This is a genomic window from Rhizobium sp. LC145 (assembly GCF_001005825.1).
Lineage (GTDB): Bacteria > Pseudomonadota > Alphaproteobacteria > Rhizobiales > Rhizobiaceae > Neorhizobium.
Genome location: NZ_LBHV01000004.1, coordinates 385,675 through 403,811 on the forward strand (window position 1 = coordinate 385,675; position 18,137 = coordinate 403,811).

At 62.6% G+C, this 18,137-nt stretch carries 21 protein-coding genes; 11 read left to right on the forward strand and 10 right to left on the reverse strand.

Annotated elements, in window-relative coordinates; all coding sequences use genetic code 11:
- Window positions 1-18: 18 nt before the first annotated feature.
- Window positions 19-1,125 (reverse strand): TRAP transporter substrate-binding protein, encoded by a 1,107-nt coding sequence (locus YH62_RS13395; RefSeq protein ID WP_046794707.1) that lies wholly within the window; start codon window positions 1,123-1,125, stop codon window positions 19-21.
- Between the two features lie 306 nt (window positions 1,126-1,431).
- Between YH62_RS13395 and YH62_RS13400 the strand changes: the two genes are divergently transcribed.
- Window positions 1,432-2,226, forward strand: coding sequence for a gamma-glutamyl-gamma-aminobutyrate hydrolase family protein (locus YH62_RS13400; protein WP_046794708.1), 795 nt, complete (start codon window positions 1,432-1,434; stop codon window positions 2,224-2,226).
- Here the strand turns inward: YH62_RS13400 and YH62_RS13405 are convergent.
- The 3 genes from YH62_RS13405 to YH62_RS13415 form a co-directional block, all read right to left on the reverse strand.
- Window positions 2,189-3,154 (reverse strand): 2-hydroxyacid dehydrogenase, encoded by a 966-nt coding sequence (locus tag YH62_RS13405; protein ID WP_046794709.1) that lies wholly within the window; start codon window positions 3,152-3,154, stop codon window positions 2,189-2,191. The genes YH62_RS13400 and YH62_RS13405 overlap by 38 nt on opposite strands.
- A gap of 27 nt (window positions 3,155-3,181) precedes the next feature.
- Entirely contained in the window at window positions 3,182-4,204 is a 1,023-nt protein-coding gene (locus YH62_RS13410; protein WP_046794710.1) for a LacI family DNA-binding transcriptional regulator, read from the reverse strand.
- A gap of 110 nt (window positions 4,205-4,314) precedes the next feature.
- Entirely contained in the window at window positions 4,315-4,809 is a 495-nt protein-coding gene (locus tag YH62_RS13415) for a MarR family transcriptional regulator (protein ID WP_046794711.1), read from the reverse strand.
- Window positions 4,810-4,894: 85 nt separating this feature from the next.
- Here YH62_RS13415 and YH62_RS13420 point away from each other — a divergent pair, with 85 nt between their 5' ends.
- Complete coding sequence (locus tag YH62_RS13420) at window positions 4,895-5,686, forward strand: creatininase family protein (protein ID WP_046794712.1); 792 nt, start codon at window positions 4,895-4,897, stop codon at window positions 5,684-5,686.
- A 23-nt stretch (window positions 5,687-5,709) separates the two neighbouring features.
- Here the strand turns inward: YH62_RS13420 and YH62_RS13425 are convergent, their stop codons facing one another.
- Together YH62_RS13425 and YH62_RS13430 are read right to left on the reverse strand one after the other, a co-directional pair.
- Window positions 5,710-5,973 (reverse strand): DUF2798 domain-containing protein, encoded by a 264-nt coding sequence (locus YH62_RS13425; protein WP_046794713.1) that lies wholly within the window; start codon window positions 5,971-5,973, stop codon window positions 5,710-5,712.
- The gene (locus YH62_RS13430; protein ID WP_046794714.1) at window positions 5,966-6,868 is read right to left on the reverse strand and encodes an NmrA family NAD(P)-binding protein; all 903 of its coding nucleotides are present in this window, start codon (window positions 6,866-6,868) and stop codon (window positions 5,966-5,968) included. Before YH62_RS13430 ends, YH62_RS13425 begins: the two co-directional genes overlap by 8 nt.
- 109 nt (window positions 6,869-6,977) lie before the next feature.
- Between YH62_RS13430 and YH62_RS13435 the strand changes: the two genes are divergently transcribed.
- The 3 genes from YH62_RS13435 to YH62_RS13445 all read left to right on the forward strand — a co-directional run bounded on the left by YH62_RS13435 (window position 6,978) and on the right by YH62_RS13445 (window position 10,271).
- The gene (locus YH62_RS13435) at window positions 6,978-7,871 is read left to right on the forward strand and encodes a LysR family transcriptional regulator (RefSeq protein WP_046794715.1); all 894 of its coding nucleotides are present in this window, start codon (window positions 6,978-6,980) and stop codon (window positions 7,869-7,871) included.
- Between the two features lie 134 nt (window positions 7,872-8,005).
- The gene (locus tag YH62_RS13440) at window positions 8,006-9,106 is read left to right on the forward strand and encodes a GTP-binding protein (protein ID WP_046794716.1); all 1,101 of its coding nucleotides are present in this window, start codon (window positions 8,006-8,008) and stop codon (window positions 9,104-9,106) included.
- Between the two features lie 178 nt (window positions 9,107-9,284).
- Complete coding sequence (locus YH62_RS13445; RefSeq protein WP_046794717.1) at window positions 9,285-10,271, forward strand: WD40 repeat domain-containing protein; 987 nt, start codon at window positions 9,285-9,287, stop codon at window positions 10,269-10,271.
- A gap of 384 nt (window positions 10,272-10,655) precedes the next feature.
- On the opposite strand, the gene YH62_RS13450 is transcribed toward YH62_RS13445, so the two are convergent.
- Window positions 10,656-11,672, reverse strand: coding sequence for a serine hydrolase (locus YH62_RS13450; RefSeq protein WP_046794718.1), 1,017 nt, complete (start codon window positions 11,670-11,672; stop codon window positions 10,656-10,658).
- A 97-nt stretch (window positions 11,673-11,769) separates the two neighbouring features.
- Window positions 11,770-12,573, reverse strand: a complete 804-nt coding sequence (locus YH62_RS13455) for a potassium channel family protein (protein WP_046795087.1) — start codon at window positions 12,571-12,573, stop codon at window positions 11,770-11,772.
- A gap of 145 nt (window positions 12,574-12,718) precedes the next feature.
- On the opposite strand from YH62_RS13455, the gene YH62_RS13460 reads away from it, so the two are divergent.
- Window positions 12,719-13,090 (forward strand): STAS/SEC14 domain-containing protein, encoded by a 372-nt coding sequence (locus tag YH62_RS13460; RefSeq protein WP_046794719.1) that lies wholly within the window; start codon window positions 12,719-12,721, stop codon window positions 13,088-13,090.
- A 71-nt stretch (window positions 13,091-13,161) separates the two neighbouring features.
- Here the strand turns inward: YH62_RS13460 and YH62_RS13465 are convergent, their stop codons facing one another.
- Together YH62_RS13465 and YH62_RS13470 are read right to left on the reverse strand one after the other, a co-directional pair.
- Window positions 13,162-14,406, reverse strand: coding sequence for an MFS transporter (locus YH62_RS13465; protein ID WP_046794720.1), 1,245 nt, complete (start codon window positions 14,404-14,406; stop codon window positions 13,162-13,164).
- A 225-nt stretch (window positions 14,407-14,631) separates the two neighbouring features.
- Window positions 14,632-15,525, reverse strand: a complete 894-nt coding sequence (locus YH62_RS13470; protein ID WP_046794721.1) for a LysR family transcriptional regulator — start codon at window positions 15,523-15,525, stop codon at window positions 14,632-14,634.
- A 100-nt stretch (window positions 15,526-15,625) separates the two neighbouring features.
- Here YH62_RS13470 and YH62_RS13475 point away from each other — a divergent pair, with 100 nt between their 5' ends.
- The 5 genes from YH62_RS13475 to YH62_RS13495 all read left to right on the forward strand — a co-directional run bounded on the left by YH62_RS13475 (window position 15,626) and on the right by YH62_RS13495 (window position 18,017).
- Window positions 15,626-16,366 carry an SDR family oxidoreductase gene (locus YH62_RS13475; protein ID WP_046794722.1) on the forward strand — a complete coding sequence of 247 codons (741 nt, stop codon included), beginning with the start codon at window positions 15,626-15,628 and terminating at the stop codon, window positions 16,364-16,366.
- 19 nt (window positions 16,367-16,385) lie between these two features.
- Window positions 16,386-16,604, forward strand: coding sequence for a 4-oxalocrotonate tautomerase family protein (locus YH62_RS13480; RefSeq protein WP_046794723.1), 219 nt, complete (start codon window positions 16,386-16,388; stop codon window positions 16,602-16,604).
- A gap of 187 nt (window positions 16,605-16,791) precedes the next feature.
- Complete coding sequence (locus tag YH62_RS13485) at window positions 16,792-17,112, forward strand: helix-turn-helix domain-containing protein (protein ID WP_046794724.1); 321 nt, start codon at window positions 16,792-16,794, stop codon at window positions 17,110-17,112.
- The gene (locus tag YH62_RS13490) at window positions 17,109-17,573 is read left to right on the forward strand and encodes an SRPBCC family protein (RefSeq protein WP_046794725.1); all 465 of its coding nucleotides are present in this window, start codon (window positions 17,109-17,111) and stop codon (window positions 17,571-17,573) included. The genes YH62_RS13485 and YH62_RS13490 overlap by 4 nt, the downstream gene beginning before the upstream one ends.
- Window positions 17,574-17,600: 27 nt before the next feature.
- Window positions 17,601-18,017 (forward strand): GFA family protein, encoded by a 417-nt coding sequence (locus YH62_RS13495; protein WP_046794726.1) that lies wholly within the window; start codon window positions 17,601-17,603, stop codon window positions 18,015-18,017.
- Window positions 18,018-18,137: the final 120 nt, after the last annotated feature.

Below are 18,137 nucleotides of genomic sequence, written 5' to 3' on the forward strand. Positions count from 1 at the left end.
CTGATCTCCAACAGTCGCTTAGAGCTTGCCGTTGCGCTGCTGGATCATCATGAAGGTATCGAAAGTGTATTCCGAAAGCTGCATCCAGAGATAGCCTTCCTTCTTGAAAGCCACCTGGTCCTCGTAGATCTTCTTGAAGGTTTCATTCGAGGCCGAGATCTCCTTGTAGACCTCGAGGGATGCGTTGTAGCAGGCCTCCAGGATTTCCTGGCTGAACGGCCGCAGCACCGCACCTTCGGCAACGATCTGCTTGATCGCCATCGGGTTCTTCGCGTCGTACTTCGCCATCATGTTGGTGTTGGCGTAGGCGCAAGCATCGATGAGCGCTGCCTGATAGTTCTTCGGCAGGCTGTTCCACTTGTCCAGGTTGACCATGCCGTGGATGACCGGACCGCCCTCCCAGAAGGCCGGATAGTAATAATACTTGGCCACCTTGTAGAAGCCGAGCTTGTGATCGTCATAGGGGCCGACCCATTCGGCGGCGTCGATCGTGCCCTTTTCAAGCGCCGGATAGATATCCCCGCCGGCGATCTGCTGCGGCACGGCGCCGAGCTTTTCCAGCACGCGGCCGGCAATACCGGCAATGCGCATCTTGACGCCCTTGAAGTCGTCGACCGTATTGATTTCCTTGCGGAACCAGCCGCCCATCTGCGCGCCTGTATTGCCCGCGATCATGCCGTAGAGATTGTGTTTGGCATAGAATTCGTTGAGCAGCGTGTTGCCATTGCCCTCGTAGAACCAGGAATTGGTGAGCCGGGCATTCAGGCCGAAGGGAATGGCGGTGCCGATCGCGAAGGTCGGATCCTTGCCGACATAGTAATAGGAGCAGGTGTGGCACATCTCCACCGTGCCGGAACTCACCGCATCGGCCGCCTGCAGGCCGGGCACGATCTCACCCGCCGCGAAGGGCTGGATGGTGAAATTGCCGCCGGTCGCTTCCGAAACATGCCTGGTAATGTCTTCCGCACCGCCGAAAATCGTGTCGAGCGACTTCGGGAACGAAGACGTCAGACGCCAGTTGATCTTCGGGTTCTCCTGCGCGATGGCAGGAGCAGCAAGCGCAGTAGCAGCCGCGGCACCCGCGCCCGTTGCGGCTGCCTTCTTGAAAAATGCACGACGATCCATGAATTACCTCCCATAGGACACTGCAGAGGGTTCCGTTCCCATTTCCCCCGGTCCTGCGGCGAAGTAAACATGTTGCACAATGGCTTGCAAGCGGTGGTGCTAATATTCCTTGAACTGCAGGCGTCTTCCCGAGTTATACTTTGGTCTGCCTCTCGCCGTGGTCAATTCACGAGGTATTTCAAGGAGAAAATGCTCGCTCCTCATGAAAGATGAAACTGCCCGAAAGAGCCCAACTTGACTTGAGCCGGGTTCCGGAGCGACAACCAAACCGATCGCAAACCGCCTGCCCCCGTGCCGGAGAATTCCATGCCGAAACCCATCATCGCCATTCCAGCCGATATCCGCGAAATCGAAGGCGCGATATGGCATGCCTCGCCGAACCAGTATGTTCAGGCAGCACTCAAGGTCGCGGGCGCGATGTCTTTCATCATTCCCGCCTTTGAAGAGGGTAATGAGATCGATGCCATTCTCGACCGGGTGGATGGCGTTCTCGTCTCCGGATCGGCGACCAACGTCCATCCTTCGCTTTACGGAAAGGACGCTGCGGAAGGCGACGGCCCGTTTGATCCGGCCCGCGATGCGACCTCCCTGCCGCTCATCCGCCGGGCGCTCGACCGCGGAATTCCGCTTCTCGCCATCTGCCGCGGCATACAGGAACTGAACGTCGCGCTCGGCGGCACGCTGGCAAGCGAAATCCAGGAACAGCCGGGCATATGGGATCACCGCAAGCCCAACGTACCGGAGCGTGACAAGGCCTATGCGATCCGCCAGCCGGTGATCGTGCAGGAAGGCTCCTGCATCGCCCGCCATCTGGGCCTCGCCGGCGAAATCCAGGTCAATTCCCTGCATAGGCAGGCAATCGCCGAAACCGCGCCGCGGCTGCAGGTCGAGGCGACGGCGGAGGACGGCACGATCGAGGCTGTTTCCGTGATCGATGCGAAGAATTTCGCCGTCGGCGTGCAGTGGCATCCCGAATACTGGGCCGAGACGGACGCGCCTTCCCGCGCCCTGTTCGAGGCCTTCGGCGATGCGGTGCGCGCCTTCGCCGCCTCCAGGTCGCGGGTTACCCGCGCCGAACCGGCGTTTCCGGAACCGGCGTAAGCACCTGCCCCTCGCGGAACCAGCCGATCAGATTGTTGACGACGAGATCCGCCATGGCATTGCGCGTCGGCACCGAGGCGGACGCCACATGCGGCAGCAGGCTGACATTCGGAAACTCCAGCAATTCAGCCGGCGCATTGGGTTCGTCGTAGAAGACATCGAGCCCGGCTCCGGCGATCGTGCCGCTGCGCAGGGCCGCGATCAGCGCATCCTCGTCCACGCTGGTGCCGCGCCCGACATTGATGAAGACGCCTTCGGGACCGAGGGCGGAGAAGATCTCGGCATTGAAGATCCTGTGCGTCTCGGCAGTGCCCGGCAGGACGGAGATCAGCGTATCGACCTCCTCGGCCATCGCCTTCAATGAGGCATAGTGGGTATAGGGCAGCCCCTCGCGCGGCGTGCGGGTGTGATAGCCGATCCTGACCTTGAATGGCTCCAGCCGGCTTGCGATCTCGCGCCCGATGCGGCCGAGCCCGACGATGCCGACATGCCGCCCCTTGAGGGACAGCGGCACGAGCGGAAACGGCCCTTCGCTCTTCCAGCGCCCCTCGCGCAGCCAGGTCTCCGCCTGCGGCAGGCGGCGCACCGTGTTAAGCAGGAGCGCGATGGCGGTATCCGCCACCTCATCGTTCAGCACGTCCGGCGTGTTCGTCACCACGATACCGCGTTCGGCGGCCTTGGCCGTATCGACGCCGTCATATCCCACGCCGAAATTGGCGATGACCTGAAGATTGGGCAGGAGGTCGAACCACTCGTTTGCGAATTTGCCCGAAAGCGCCACGCCGCGGATGCGGGCGAGCACCGCGGGATCGATATCCGCGGAGGGCGCCTGTGAGGCGGTGACCACCTCGAAAACCTGCGCAAGCTGTTCCGGAACACGTGGATTGATCCGACCGGGCACAAGTACGGTACCGAGCTTTTCCGACATGCTGCAAACCTCTTTGTGAAAAGAACCTTAGGAACGCGGACGATGGACGCCAGTCGACTGGCGGATACGCATCTCCGGCTTGATGAGATGGAGGCCGTCCGGCTCGTGGCTGCCTGCGAGGCGGTCGAGCAGCGCGCGCGCCGCAAGCCTGCCGACTTCCGCCTGGCCGTTGGAAACCGTGGTGAGCGCCGGCGTGGCGATCGAGGCCTCCTCCAGATCGTCGTAACCGGTCACCGAAATATCCTGGCCGGGCACGAAGCCAGCGCGGGCGATGCCGTTCATCAGCCCGATCGCCACGAGATCGTTCCAGCAGACGGCGGCAGTCGGCTTCTGCGGCAGCGAGAGGAAATGCACCGCTGCTTCGAACCCGCCCTGCTTGGAGCGCGGGCCGGGAATGCGCAGGTTCGGATCGACCTCGATCCCCGCCTTGCGAAGCGCATTCACATAGCCCTGGTAGCGGTCGCGGCCGGTCGAAGTCTGGTCCGTGCCGCCGATCATGGCGATCACGCGATGGCCCAGCCCGATCAGGTGATTGGTGGCGAGCGAAATTCCATAGGCATCGTCGCCGCGATAGGTTGGCAGGTCGACGCCTTCCATCGAGCGGGCAACGAGGATCGCCGGCATGCCGTTCTGCTCCGCCAGCGTCGCATCCTCGACCGGCGTGCCGATCGCGGGCGACATGATGACACCGTCGCCGCCGAGCTGCAGCAGCGTTTCGATGAAGGTCCGCTGCTTTTCGACGGAATCGTAGTGATTGGAAAGGATGAAGGTGTGCCGGCTGCGATCGAGCTCCATCTCGATGGCTTTGAGGATTTCCCCGTAGAACGGGTTCATGATGTCGTGCACCACGACGCCGATAATGCCCGACCGGGAGGTCCGGAGACTGGCGGCGCGGCGATTGTAGATATAGCCGAGCGCGCGGGCCTGTTCCTTGATCTTCTCGCGGGTGTCGACGGCAACCAGCGGGCTGTCGCGCAACGCGAGCGAAATGGTCGCGGTCGAAAGCCCCAGGCTTTCCGCGATGGTCGATAACTTGATCTTCTGAGCCACGCCCCCTCCCCGAGACAGAACAGCCGATCGGTAGCCGGCCGGATTAAATGTTTAAATAAACAATTTAATTCGACGCAGCAATCCCGCAAGAGGGGATTTCCGATGGGAAATCAATCGTCCCCGAGTGCCGGCAGAAGGTTCTGGTCCACGGCTCGCAGGAGCTTGAGGAGCGTGCGGACCTCCTTGTCCGAGAGCCCCTTGGTCGCCAGCGAACCGCAATCGGCGACCGAGCGGCCGATCTGCTCGACGCTTTCGCGGCCGGCAGGCGTCAGGTGCACCTTGGTGAGCCGCCCATCCGTGCCGTCCGCCCGCCTTTCGAGAAAGCCCTGGGCTTCCATGCGGCCGATGGTGCGCGTCATGGTGGGAGCCTTCACGCCGAGGCGCTGTGCAAGCTGGCCCGGCGTCAGGCCGTCCTCTCCGGCAAGCGTCAGGATCACGCCATCCTGCCCGGCATAGAGACCGCTTTCCGCAAGGCTGCGGCTGAGCGCCGTGCGCATCGAACGCGCCGTCTGCGTGACCGCAGACGCCAGATCGGCGGCGCCAAGGCCCGCCAGATCCTTTTTCTTGCCGCCTTTGGCTTTCTTGTCGCCCTTCTTCTTGCTCATCTGCGTCGACCGTCCTTGTCCACTTGGAGCGTGGCTGTATCCTAAGCCGCACCTATCCATAACCAAACCTGGGAATCATCGCCAGATGCCTCAACCACTACCGCGCTATCACGACAATGATCCGAAGCTCGCATCTGTGGACAGGCGGGACTGGATCGCCGTGCTGCCGCTCGGCGCGCATGAGCAGCACGGACCGCACCTGCCCTTCGAAACGGACACGCTGATTGCCGAGGGTCTGGTCGCCCGCGTCATCGAGGTTCTGCCGGCCGGCCTGCCTGCGACCTTCCTGCCGGCCGAACCCGTCGGCTACTCGATCGAGCACATGGACGTGGCCGGCACCAGGACGCTTGCCTACGACGAGGCTGTCGGGCGGTGGCTCGGCATTGCCGAGCGGCTTTCCGGTGAAGGCATCCGCAAATTCGTGATGCTGAACGCCCATGGCGGCAACTCGCCCCTGACGACGATCGTCGCGACCGAAGCGCGGGTGCGCTTCGGCATGCTGGCGGTGGCGACGAGCTGGACCCGCTTCGGCCTGCCGGAAGGGATCATCACACCGGAAGAGAAGGCAATCGACATCCATGGCGGCGACATAGAAACCTCGGTGATGCTGGCGCTGCACCCCGACAAGATGGACATGGCCAAAGCTGCGGACTTCCCTTCGCGGCAATCGGAATTCGCCCGTGAGTTCCGGCATCTGCGCGCCTATGGCCCGCATGCCTTCGGCTGGAGGATGAGCGATCTCAACGCTGAAGGCGTCGCCGGCAACGCCGCCGCCGCGAGCGCTGAAAAGGGTGAGGCGATCCTCGCCCACGTGGTCAGGGGCATCGTGGAACTGCTGGAGGATGTCGCGAAGTTTGATGCGGAGATGCTCGGCTGAGTTCCCCGCATCGCCGCGCTTCGTCACCGAGGCGTTTCAACGATCGTCGAAACGAGGCGGCGCACGAGGGGAAGCACGATCAGCAGGCTGGGAAAGGCGACGAGCCAGGACATGCCCCAGGCGCCGGGCCAATTGGCAAGGAATGGGTTGCCGATCCCCACGCTCATCACTGTCGCCACCGCCGAAACGATGGCCGACATGAAGACCGAAAGCACTAGCGGCATCACGAAGGGAGCGTATGACGCGGGTAGCTTTCTCGACTGCGGGCTTTTCCTGATCTCAGCCATGATTCCGCTCCTCCGCTGAAGTATTGCCCTCGCCCTGCGCCAGTCCTTGGATATATTCAGGAAGAGAGCGAGGCGGCCGCCCGAGAGCCGCAGCAAGCGACAGGCTGTTTCCGCCGAGCCCGTATTTCCCGTAATGCTCAAAAACCCTGGCGAGCAGGCGCATTCCCCGCTCGTCATAAGGAAGCTGCGCCGCCGCAACCCATTCCTCAAAGCTCGGGGCCGCCGCCTTGATCGGCCGACCGAGTTCCTTGGTCATGACGGAGGCGATCTCGTCGCGGCTATACATGCCCGCGCTGAGTTCAAGCGTTGCATAGGCAAGCTTCTCTCCGGTAAGCGCGATCGCCGCCACCTCCGCGACATCGCGGTAATCAACACGTGCGATTTTCGCCTTGCCGGGAAACGGTTCCGCAAAGCACCCGGATTTCAGGATCGCCGGCCATGCAAGCCCGATATTCTGCATGAGGTTTGCCGGATGCAGGATCGTATATTCCAACCTTGAGGAATAAAGTGCCTCCTCCACGGGGATCTTGCTGGCATGGTTCTCCAGCCGGGCATTCGTCGGCTGGATGACGGATGAGAAAACGAATTTCCGCACACCGGCACGCTCCGCCGCTTCGACCGCCGCCACGCCCATGGCGGCCTCATCGACAGCAAAGGCGGGGCCGATATGAAAGACACCATCGACGCCGGTCATAGCCCTTGCAAGGCTGTCGGCATCGCGCAGGTCGCCGATCGCAAACTCTATGGCCCCCATCCGTATGGCGATTTCGCCACGGGAGCCATCCCGTACAAACGCGCGGACAGATGCGCCGCGCCGTGCAAGCGCGGGCACGACAAGGCTTGCGAATTTTCCCGTCGCGCCGATCACTAATATTGTTGGACTGCTCAATTGCATCGCGCTTCTCCCGATTTGGTTTTTCGAACCGCTTCGAGATATGTTGTTGCTAAAATCGATACAATCGCTGTAAATATCCATTCTTACTATCGAAAATCGAGATAATAGGATGAGCAGGCTTGCGGATATCGAGGCATTCGTGGCGGTCATTGAAAGAGGCAGCCTCACCGATGCCGCCCACCATCTTGGCCGGTCGCTCCAGGCTGTCAGCCGCTCGCTTGCCTCTCTCGAATCGGATGTCGGCGTGCAGCTCGTCCACCGCACGACGCGCCAATGCAGCGCAAGCGAGGCAGGACAGGATTTCTACAGGCGGGTGAAGCCTGCGGTGGCCGAAATCAGGGAGGCGGAGCTGGAGGCAAGCAATCGGCGTTCCGAACCGTCCGGCGTTCTTCGCATCGGCGCGCCGGTCCAGTTCGGCCCGAAATTCCTGGTGCCTGTCATCGCGGAATACATGCGCGCCTATCCGGGCGTCGAAGTCGACCTGCAGCTTTCCGACGCGCTCACCGATTTCTCGGCCGAAGGTCTCGATCTGGTGGTGAGGATTTCCGAACTGCCGGATTCGGGATTGCAGGGAAAGCGGCTGGGCACGCTGCGAAGGGTCGTTTTCGCCGCCCCTTCCTATTTCGAGAAGCACGGCCGCCCCGCCCACCCTTCGGACCTGCGGCAGCATTCCTGCATTGTCAGGGCGGTCGAGCCACGATCCGGCCAATGGTCGTTCCTGATCGACGGCAAGCCCCGCATGGTCACCGTCAACGGGCCGTTTCGCGCCAATACCACTGCCGCCGTCTATTCGGCGATCATCCACGGTCTCGGCATCGGATATTCTCCCCTATGGCAGGTCCGGCATCTGCTCGACGCCGGCAAGGTCGAGCTGGTTCTGGAGGAATTCGAGCCGAAGCCGGTTCCAGTCCATGTGCTTTGGCAGGAGAACCGCTTTCCTCCGGCAAAGGTCCGCGCCTTCGTGGATCTGCTGTCGGCGCGCCTCAAGCTGACCGGCCTTTGACCGGTTGCCTTCCCGCCGTCGCTGGATGTCACCTTATAACATATGAAACCCTTTGAACTCGCCCCGGCTTGCTCTTATATGAGGCCGACTAGGCCTTCGCGTCCTAAGACGCCATCACACTCCCGAGGTTTTCCATGACCGACACAGCCACTCAAAAGCCTGTTCCCGTTACCGTGCTCACCGGCTATCTCGGCGCCGGTAAGACGACGCTTCTCAATCGCATCCTTTCCGAAAGCCACGGCAAGAAATACGCGGTCATCGTCAACGAGTTCGGCGAGATCGGCATCGACAACGACCTCATCGTGGAATCCGACGAGGAAATCTACGAGATGAACAACGGCTGCGTCTGCTGTACCGTCCGCGGCGACCTGATCCGCGTGGTGGAAGGCCTGATGCGCCGCCCCGGCCGCTTCGACGGCATCATCGTGGAGACCACCGGCCTTGCAGACCCGGTGCCTGTCGCCCAGACCTTCTTCATGGACGACGACGTTCGCTCCAAGACCGAGCTCGATGCGGTCGTGGCGCTCGTCGATGCCAAGCACCTGCCGCTCCGCCTCAAGGACAGCCGCGAGGCCGAGGACCAGATCGCCTTCGCCGACGTCGTTCTCGTCAACAAGACCGATCTGGTGACCCCGGAAGAACTGGCGGTTGTCGAGGATGTCGTTCGCGCCATCAACCCGACGGCCCGCATCTACAAGACGAGCCGTTCCGGCGTCGATCTCGCCCGCGTGCTCGACCAAGGCGCCTTCAACCTCGAACGCGCGCTGGAAAACGATCCGCATTTCCTCGAGCATGGCCATGAGGACCATGTCTGCGGCCCGGATTGCGACCATGACCACGGGCACGACCATGGTCATCATCACCACGATCACGACCACCATCATCACGATCATGATCACCACCATCACCACGGCGAGATGTCGCCGATCCACGACGTGACGGTGAAGTCGATCTCGCTGCGCGGCGGCGAGATGAACCCCGAGCGCTTCTTCCCCTGGATCCAGAAGATCACCCAGACCGAAGGCCCGAACATCCTGCGCCTCAAGGGCATCATCGCCTTCAAGGGCGACGAGCAGCGCTATGTCGTGCAGGGCGTGCATATGATCGTCGAGGGCGACCACCAGCGCGCCTGGAAGGAAGGCGAAAAGCGTGAAAGCCGGCTCGTCTTCATCGGCCGCGAGCTTGACCGCGAGAAGATCGAGAAGAGCTTCCTGGCCTGCCAGGCAACGGCTTGATAGCGAGCGCCCTTTTGCGGCGTTTGCGGTTACCCATCCCCAACCCCTCCCCACAAGGGGGAGGGGCTTAGCTGCGGCATCGCCCTACATTCTCTCCCCTCTTGTGGGGGAGATGGCCGGCAGGCCAGAGGGGGTGTAATAAGCACAATCTTGTTATCCTGAAGAGACCCACCGCATAATGCCCACAGTTGCACCGCTCGATCTTGAAGGCCACGTCGTCGCGGCCGAATTCCTCGGCGACGTTCCGTTCTTCGCAACCGCGGCCGGCACCATCCACCGGCTGGATGGCGGCGAGAAGGTGACGGAGGCCCATCAGGGCCTGCTCGCCTGCGTGCGCGATCCCCACAGCGCCACTCTGCTGACCGGCGGCGAGGACGGAAAGGTCCTGCGGATTGCCGCGGACGGAAGCGTGGACGAGCTTGCCCATGTCCCCCGCAAGTGGATCAGCGTCCTTGCCGGCGGCCCGCAGGGCGCGGTCGCCTATGCCTACGGCAAGTCGAGCTTCGTGCGCCAGAAGGACGGCACGGTGAAGGAGTTCACCGAGGAGCGCAGCGTGGAAGGCCTTGCCTTCGCGCCCAAGGGACTGAGGATCGCCGCCGCCCGCTATAACGGCGTTTCGCTGCACTGGGTCGGCACCAATGCGCCGGCCGCCGATCTCGACTGGAAGGGCGCCCATACCGGCGTCACCTTCTCGCCGGACGGCCGGTTCCTCGTCACCATGATGCAGGAAAACGCCCTGCACGGCTGGAAGCTCGAGGGCAAGCCGGGCGAGCATCGCCACATGCGCATGACCGGCTATCCCGCCAAGGTGAAATCGCTTTCCTGGTCGCCGAAGGGTAAATGGCTCGCCTCTTCCGGCGCTCCGGCCGCGATCGTCTGGCCCTTCGCCAGCAAGGATGGCCCTATGGGCAAGGCCCCGCTGGAACTCGGCACCCGCGCCGATATCATGGTCACCCAGGTCGCCTTCCACCCGGCCGAGGAAGTGCTTGCGATCGGCTTCGTGGACGGCATGATCCTCGGCGTGCGGATCGCAGATGGCAAGGAAGCCCTGCTGCGCCGCCCCGGCAAGGGCGCCATTACCGGCATGGGCTGGAGCGCCAGCGGCAAGCTTCTGGCCTTCGCCTCGGAAGCCGGCGATTGCGGCGTGATCGACATTTCCGCCTGAACGCGGCAACACGAATGCCCGCGGCGGAGGTTTCCGTCACGGCTCGTTTCATTCGGGATGGGCAGGCAGCGGGTATCGGGTAGTATGGATGTCAGGCGTTTCTGCCTGCCCGATCGTTCGGGGCTTGTCCGGAGAGCGCGGTTCCTGAGGGTCCGAATTCCGAAACCCCGCTCCTCCGGCGGGGAGCGCCCTGACGGCGCCACCCTGCCCTTACAACCATCACCGGCGCCGGATTTGCTTGCCGTTGGGCATCCGGTTCGCGACCCGGCTCCCTTCCGATGACGTGCAAAGCATAACCCCACGGCGGTAGGCGGGGATGAAACGGCGTGATTTTTTCGCTAATTCGTTGATTTCGCTACGGGGACCGACCGGGATCATCCCCGCTCAAACCGTCTTCACCACGCCGATGATCTGCGCCAAGAGGCCGTGCAGATCGTCGCGATAGCCGTTGCGGGCGGAGGGTCCATCTTCATCGGAGGTCATGGCGACGGTCAGCTTGAGCGAGGGCACGATGTAGATCATCTGCCCGCCATAGCCCCAGCCGAACCTCACCTCCTCGCCGCCGATGTTCCTCAGAAACCAGCCATAGCCGTAACCGTCGCCGGAAAACCGGGAATGGGTGCGCACCTGCCAGGATTGATCGATCCAGCCTTGCGAGACCACCTGCCGGCCGGAAGGCGTTCTGCCGCCATTGCGGTAAAGCTCTCCGAAGGCAAGCAGCGAGCGGGCGGTCATCGCCATGTTGTTGCCGCCGAGATAGATGCCCTGAGGATCGCGGTCCCAGGCGCCGATGCGGAAGCCCGGCACCGGCTCCAGCCACTCGCGGGCCAGCGCCAGCGTCGAGCTGCGGCCGACCCGCGTCAGAATGGCGGAGAGAAGATGCGTGGAGGCGGTCGAGTAGAGCATCTCCCCGCCGGGTGCTGCCTCGAACGGCTCGGACAGCGCGAAACGCACCCAGTTGGAACTTGCGACCCAGCGCCCGTAATTCGGCCCCGACATGCGGGCAAGCCCCGCTTGCATGGAGAGCAGATTGCCGATGGTGATCTCGTGGATGCGCGGATCGGGGTTCGCCGGCAGGTAAGCCTCGAGGATCGGCGCGATCTTCTGGTCCGGCCCTTCGAGCAAACCGCGGTCGATCGCAATCCCGACAAAGCAGGAAATGATCGATTTCGAGGCCGATTTGATATTGGTGGACTCGTCCGCCGCATGGCCGTTAAAGGCCCGCTCGGCGGTCATCGTCCCATCCTGCGATACCAGCACGACCTTCAGCGGCTCCAGCTCCTGAGCATCGCTGAGCACCGTATCGAGCGTCACCGGCGGTTGCGGCACGCCCTGCGCAAAGCCGCGCGCAGCTGTCAGGACAAACGGCATGGAGAGGAGAGTGGCGCGGCGTGTGATCATGGCGGCACGTTATGCCGGCAGAACGCGCGGGAATATGGCCAAGCCGCCGGATTCACGCCAAAATGATGGGGCGTGAAGGCTTGCGGCCTCCCCGCCCTCAATCCCCCTCGTCGGGAATCTTGAGAAGATGGCCGCACGCCTTGCAATGCACGGCGTCGGCATCGTGCCGCTGCAGCCCGCATTGCGGACAGGGGAAATGCACCTTGTAGGGCCGCACGATCGTCTGGGCGAGCCGGACGAACAGCGATATGCCGACGATCATCGTGACGACCGAAGTCAGCTTGCCGAGCGTGCCGGGCAGCGTGATATCGCCGAACCCGGTGGTGGTGATCGTCGCGACCGTGAAGTAGAGGGCATCCACGAAACCCTCCCCTCCCTCGCGGGCGTAGAAGAAGGTCGTGTAGACGAAACCGGTGACGAGGAAGAGGAAGACGAGGAAATTGAGGACCGCGCGCACCACTTCGTGAAAATGGAGCCATCCGTAGCGGCGCAGCCCCTCGCGCAGCAACGGGCTCTTGCCGATCGACCAGATCCGCATGACCCTGAGGAATGCGAAGTTGAACAGCGCATCCGGGAAAAGCAGCGTTGCAAGGACCACGCCGTCGATCCACGTCATCGGCTTCCTGAAGAAGGCCCGGAGCGAGGGCGCAGCCAGCGCTCGCGCGGCGAGTTCGGCGCCGACCCAGGCCGCGATCATATAGTCGATGATCAGGTAGGAAGGGCCAGACCGCAGGTATGGCCCCATGATGAAGAAAACGAGAATGCTGAGGTCTATGAAGGCCAGCAACGCCTGCCACCGCAGGGCGTTACGATCGCGGCCCCGCTCGATGCGCTGCACTGCAAGCCGCAATGATCTCAGGTAGGAGGAGGCAGGCTCTCGCGGCGGGGAAGTCGTATCCATGAGCGCAATATAGGCTGCCCGCGAAAGCGGGCAAGCGGGGCTGCCACCGCACGAGCCTGCGACTGCTCGGCCCTTCAAACCTCGGAACATAGCCGAAATCTTTGAGTTGGACGGTAGCCTGAACTCGAAACCGAGGGAGAAGACGATGATCCAGATTCTTTCCGCCCCCGACAACGTGGCTGCTTTCCACGTCGCGGGCACCGTGACCGCAAGCGATTACGACCAAATGATCCCCGCCATAGAAGAGAAGCTGAGCGACCATGAGGACATAGGCATCCTGGCCGATCTCACGGGCTTCGAAGATATGACGGGAGATGCGCTCCGCCGCGATCTCGAATACGGTCTGAGCAAGCTCGGCGAATTCCACCGCTTCAAGCGCGCCGCAGTGATCTCCGACAAGCAGTGGATCAAGGCCGCCACGGAGATGACGGGCAAGCTCTTCCCGCAGGTCGAGGCGCGTGTGTTTCACGAAAACGAGAAGTCCAAGGCCATGGAATGGGTGTCGGCCGTCCACTGATGGCTGCCGTGCGACATCGACAAAGGCGCGGGCATTTCCTGCCCGCGCCTTTTTCGTTGATGCTTTCAGCTTCAAGACGCCCTGACCGCGCCGCCTTCCGGCGCAAGCGCAAAGCTCGCGTCCTTCTTCTCGTAGCCGAAGCCGGCGAGAAGGGCGACGGCCGCCGCGACGATGATGGCGGTAAGCATCAGTGCCAGCGCGTAATCGCCGTTCCAGTGTTCGGCAAGCCCGGCCTGAATGGTGGCGTTACCCGAAGCGAGCAGGTTGCCGAGCTGGTAGGCGAAGCCCGGAAATGTGCCGCGAACCTCATCCGGCGAAAGCTCGTTCAGATGGGCGGGAACGACGCCCCAGGCGCCCTGCACGAAGAATTGCATCAGGAAGGCGCCGGCGGCGAGCAGCACGGGACCATGCGCATAGGTCCAGAGCGGCGCGATCGGGATGGCGACGAGTGCGGCGAGCACGATCGCCTTGCGGCGCCCGATCCGCTGCGAAAGCGCGCCGAAGAACAGGCCGCCGAAGATCGCCCCGATATTGTAGACGATGGCGATCGCCCCGACCGTGTGGGTGGAATAGGCGCGCTGGACTTCCAGGAAGGTCGGATAGAGGTCCTGGGTTCCGTGGCTGAAGAAGTTGAAGGCCGTCATCAGGACGACCGCCCAGATGAACAGCGGTATGTTTTCGCGCAGCACCGTCAGGAACGGCCGGCGTTCCCGGCCGCGGCTTTGTAAGAAAGCCGGCGATTCCTCCACATTTCGGCGGATGTACAGAACGAGCAGCGCCGGCAATACGCCGACCATGAACATGCCGCGCCAGCCGATCACCGGGAAGAGGAAGAAGAAGGCGAGCGAAGCGAGGAGATAGCCGCAGGGATAGCCCGCCTGCAGGATGCCGGAGACGATGCCGCGGCTGCGCTCCGGAACGGTTTCCATGGTGAGCGAGGCGCCCACGCCCCATTCGCCGCCCATGGCGATGCCGTAAAGCAGGCGAAGAACGATGAGCATGGTGAGCCCGGTCGAGAAGCCGGACAGGAATTCGAACAGCGAATAGAGCATCACGTCTGCCATCAACGTGACGCGGCGGCCGTATCGGTCGGCGGCGAAGCCGAAGATCAGCGCGCCGAGCGGGCGCATGGCGAGCGTCAGGAAGATCGCGATCGAGACCGCCGAAACATCGGTCTGGAACTCATCGGCGATCGCCTTGAGGATGAAGACGAGTATGAAGAAATCGAAGGCATCCAGCGTCCAGCCGAGAAAGCTGGCGATGATCGTATTGCGCTGGTTGCGTGTGAGGGAACGAAGGTCATCGAGTGCGGACATGAGCAATCCTCCATTCTGAGACGGCGGCGAGGCGGGAGGTCCGGATGCCGTCGAACCGAGGTTTGGGATGCGCCGGCGGGGAGCCGGCACTGAGATTCCCGCAATGCATGTCTTGGAAAGGAAGGCAGGTATTGGCGAGAGGTTATGAACGCCGACTAAAGACGCAAGGGCGGCGAAATGTTCCCGTCGCTTTGCATGCTCGCGAATTTGTGTAGTGAAAGCCGGTCAGAGTTCCGCTTCCGCAAACACCTTCACGATCCAGTCGACAAAGACGCGCACTCGCGGCGCCAGTTGACGGTTCTGCGGATAAAGAACGGAAAGCGGCGTGGGAGATGGCGGAAAATCGGCGAGAACCTCGACGAGAAGCCCCTGATCGATGTCCGGCTGCAGCCGGTAGCGCGGAGCCTGCATGAGGCCGAAGCCGCGGCGGGCGAGATCGACCATCGTATCGGAATTGTTGACCGTCAGCCGGCATGGCAGGGTGATGTTGCGCACCTCGCCTTCCACCGTGAATTCGAGCGGCATGATATGGCCGGTGCGCGACGAGATGAAGCCGATAGCGGCATGTCCGTCCAAGGCATCGGGCGAGGCCGGCATGCCATGCTTCTCGATATAGGCCGGACTGGCGCAGGTGATCTCGGTGATGAGCCCCAGCTTCCGCATGATCAGCCCGCTGTCGGTGATTTCGCCCGCGCGGATGACACAATCGACGCCTTCCCGCACGAGATCCACCAGCCGGTCGCCCTGGCCGATCTGCAGATCGAGCAGCGGATAGCGGTCGAGGAATTCATCGAGCCGCGGCAGAAGGACGGTGCGGGTCAGATGACCGTGCGCATCGACCCGGAGCAGACCCCGCGGCTGGGTATCGCGAAAGATGTTCTCCGCCTCATCCACTTCCGCGAGGATCGCAAGACAGCGCTGGTAGAAGGCCTGGCCGTCGAGGGTCGGCGTGACGTGGCGGGTCGTCCGCTCCAGGAGGCGCGCGCCGACATCGCTTTCCAGTTGCTTGACCGCCTCGGTGACTGTCGAACGGGCAAGACCGAGATCGGCGGCCGCGGCGGTGAAGCTGCGCCGTTCGACGATCCGGACGAAGAGCTGCATGCGGTCGAGACGATCCATGGCTTTGTTCACCACGGGCGAATTCTAATGTCAAATCACGCATGATTGTTCTCTATCGGTGCCAGCAATATCTCTTGCCCAACAACCAAGGAGAATTGCCATGACCACAGACAGAGAACGCGTCGCGATCGTAACCGGAGCCTCGAAAGGGATCGGCGCGGCCATCGCGCGGCGGCTCGCCAGGGACGGCATCGCCGTCGTCGTGAATTACGCAACCAGCCGCGGGGCCGCAGACGCCATCGTCGCGGAGATCGAGGCGGGCGGCGGCAAGGCGGTCGCGGTCCGGGCCGATATCGGCAGCCCGAGCGGCATCGTCGACCTGTTCGACGCCGCCGAGGAAAGCTTCGGAGGCGCCGACATCCTCGTCAACAATGCCGGCATCATGAAGCTCACGCCGCTGATCGAGACGGATGACGCGACCTTCGAGCAGCACATCGCCATCAACCTGACCGGCACGTTCCGCGGCATCCGCGAAGCAGGCCGCAGGCTGCGCGACGGCGGACGCATCATCAATTTCTCGTCCAGCACCGTCGGTGTCTATGGCCCGGGTTACGGCCCTTATGTCGCCAGCAAGGCCGCCGTCGAGGCGATGACCCATGTCGCTTCCAAGGAGCTCGGCAAGCGCGCAATCACGGTCAACGCGGTCGCTCCCGGTCCGATCGAAACCGAGCTCTTCATGAACGGCAAATCGGACGAACTGGTGCAGAGGATCGTGGGCACCATCCCGCTCGGCCGTCTCGGCCAACCGGAGGAGATCGCCGAGGTCGTCGCTTTCCTGGCAGGCCCGCAGGGCGGCTGGGTGAACGGCCAGGTGCTGCGCGCCAATGGCGGCATGATTTGAACCCAACAAGGAGAAGCCAATGCCTTTCGTCAACATCAAGACGCCGGAAGCGGCGCTGACCCGCGCCCAGAAGGAAGAGATCGTGCACCGCACGACGGACATGCTCGTCGAATACCTGAGCGAGGCGGCGCGGCCGCACACCATGGTCCTGATCGAGGAGGTCAAGGACGGCGGCTATGGCCGCGCCGACGAGATCTTCGTCATGCCTGATGCCTACAGGGCCAAAGAGAGCGATTGAACAGCAGCGACGCGGTTTGCCGCGTCGCCCATCTACCGCCCTGTTGTTTATAGGAACCGGCAGGCGACCCTTCCCCTTCCCCTACAGAACGAATGCCGACTGCGCTGCGCCATATGCAGGTAATTGCCTGCGCTTGACATGCAGGCATTTACCTGCATATTATAGTTTCAGACAAGAAGTGAAACCGATGGACGCAGACAAGTTCTTCAAGGCGCTTGCCGACCCGACCCGCAGAAAGCTGCTCGACCTTCTCTACGAGAAGAACGGGCAGACGCTGAGCGAGCTTTGCGAACAGCTGGACATGGCCCGGCAATCCGCCACGCAGCATCTTGGCATCCTGGAGGAAGCCAATCTGGTGAACACGGTCAGGCGAGGCCGGGAAAAGCTGCATTTCATCAACCCCGTGCCGCTCCATGAAATCTACGAGCGGTGGGTGCGAAAATTCGAACGTCAGCGGCTCGGCCTGCTGCACGATCTCAAGAAAGAACTCGAAGGAGAGAAGAAATGACCAGAGAGACCATCAGCTTCGTCTATGTGACCTATATCGCCGCGACACCGGAGAAAGTGTACGAGGCCATTACCAAACCCGAACTTGCCCGGCGTTACTGGGGCCATGAAAACGTGTCCGACTGGCGGCCCGGATCGAAATGGGAGCATGTCCGCGCCGATGACAATCGCAAGATTGAGCTCGTCGGCGAGGTCGTGGAGGCGGCCCGGCCGAGCCGCTTGGTCATCACCTGGGCGGGCGCTTCGCAGGCTGCCGACCCGGCAAGCTACAGCCGGGTGACCTTCGAGATCGAGGAATACGAAGACATGGTGCGGCTGACCGTAACCCATGACGAGCTCGAAGCCGGCAGCGCCATGGCGAGCGGCATCACCAAAGGCTGGCCAGTCGTTCTCTCCAGCTTGAAATCCTTCCTGGAAACCGGCCGCGGTCTCGATGTCTTCGCCAAGCCGAAGGCGGCCTGATCCGACAACATCCCGAGGAACGCAATCATGGCCAAGTTCTATACAGGCGGATGCGCGTGCGGCGCGCTCCGTTACCAGACGAGCAGCGACCCCATCTTCGAGAACCACTGCCAATGCCGTGATTGCCAGAGGCGAAGCGGCACCGGACACGGGTCTTATCTAAGCTTCCCGCAGCGAGCCGAGGTCAGGATAATCGGCAAGGCCTCGGAGTGGAGCGTGACCGCCGATAGCGGGAGCGAGAAGGCCTATGCCTTCTGCCCCACATGCGGAACACCGGTCTACGTGACATTCGCCGCAATGCCGGAAGCGATAGCAATCCATGCGGCCAGCCTGGACGATCCGGATCAATTCAACCCGCAAGCGCTCACATACAGCATTCGCGGCCACACATGGGACACGACCGATCCCTCGCTGCAGACATTCGAACGGCTGCCGCCGGGCTGAACCTCCCGAAATGCCTGATGGCGCATGTTGAGCCGCCGGCAATGCCAGCCGGAGCTCACATGCGCCGTCAGGAAATATCCCGTTCGCCCGGGTAGGATTGCGCCATCGGCAGACTTCGCG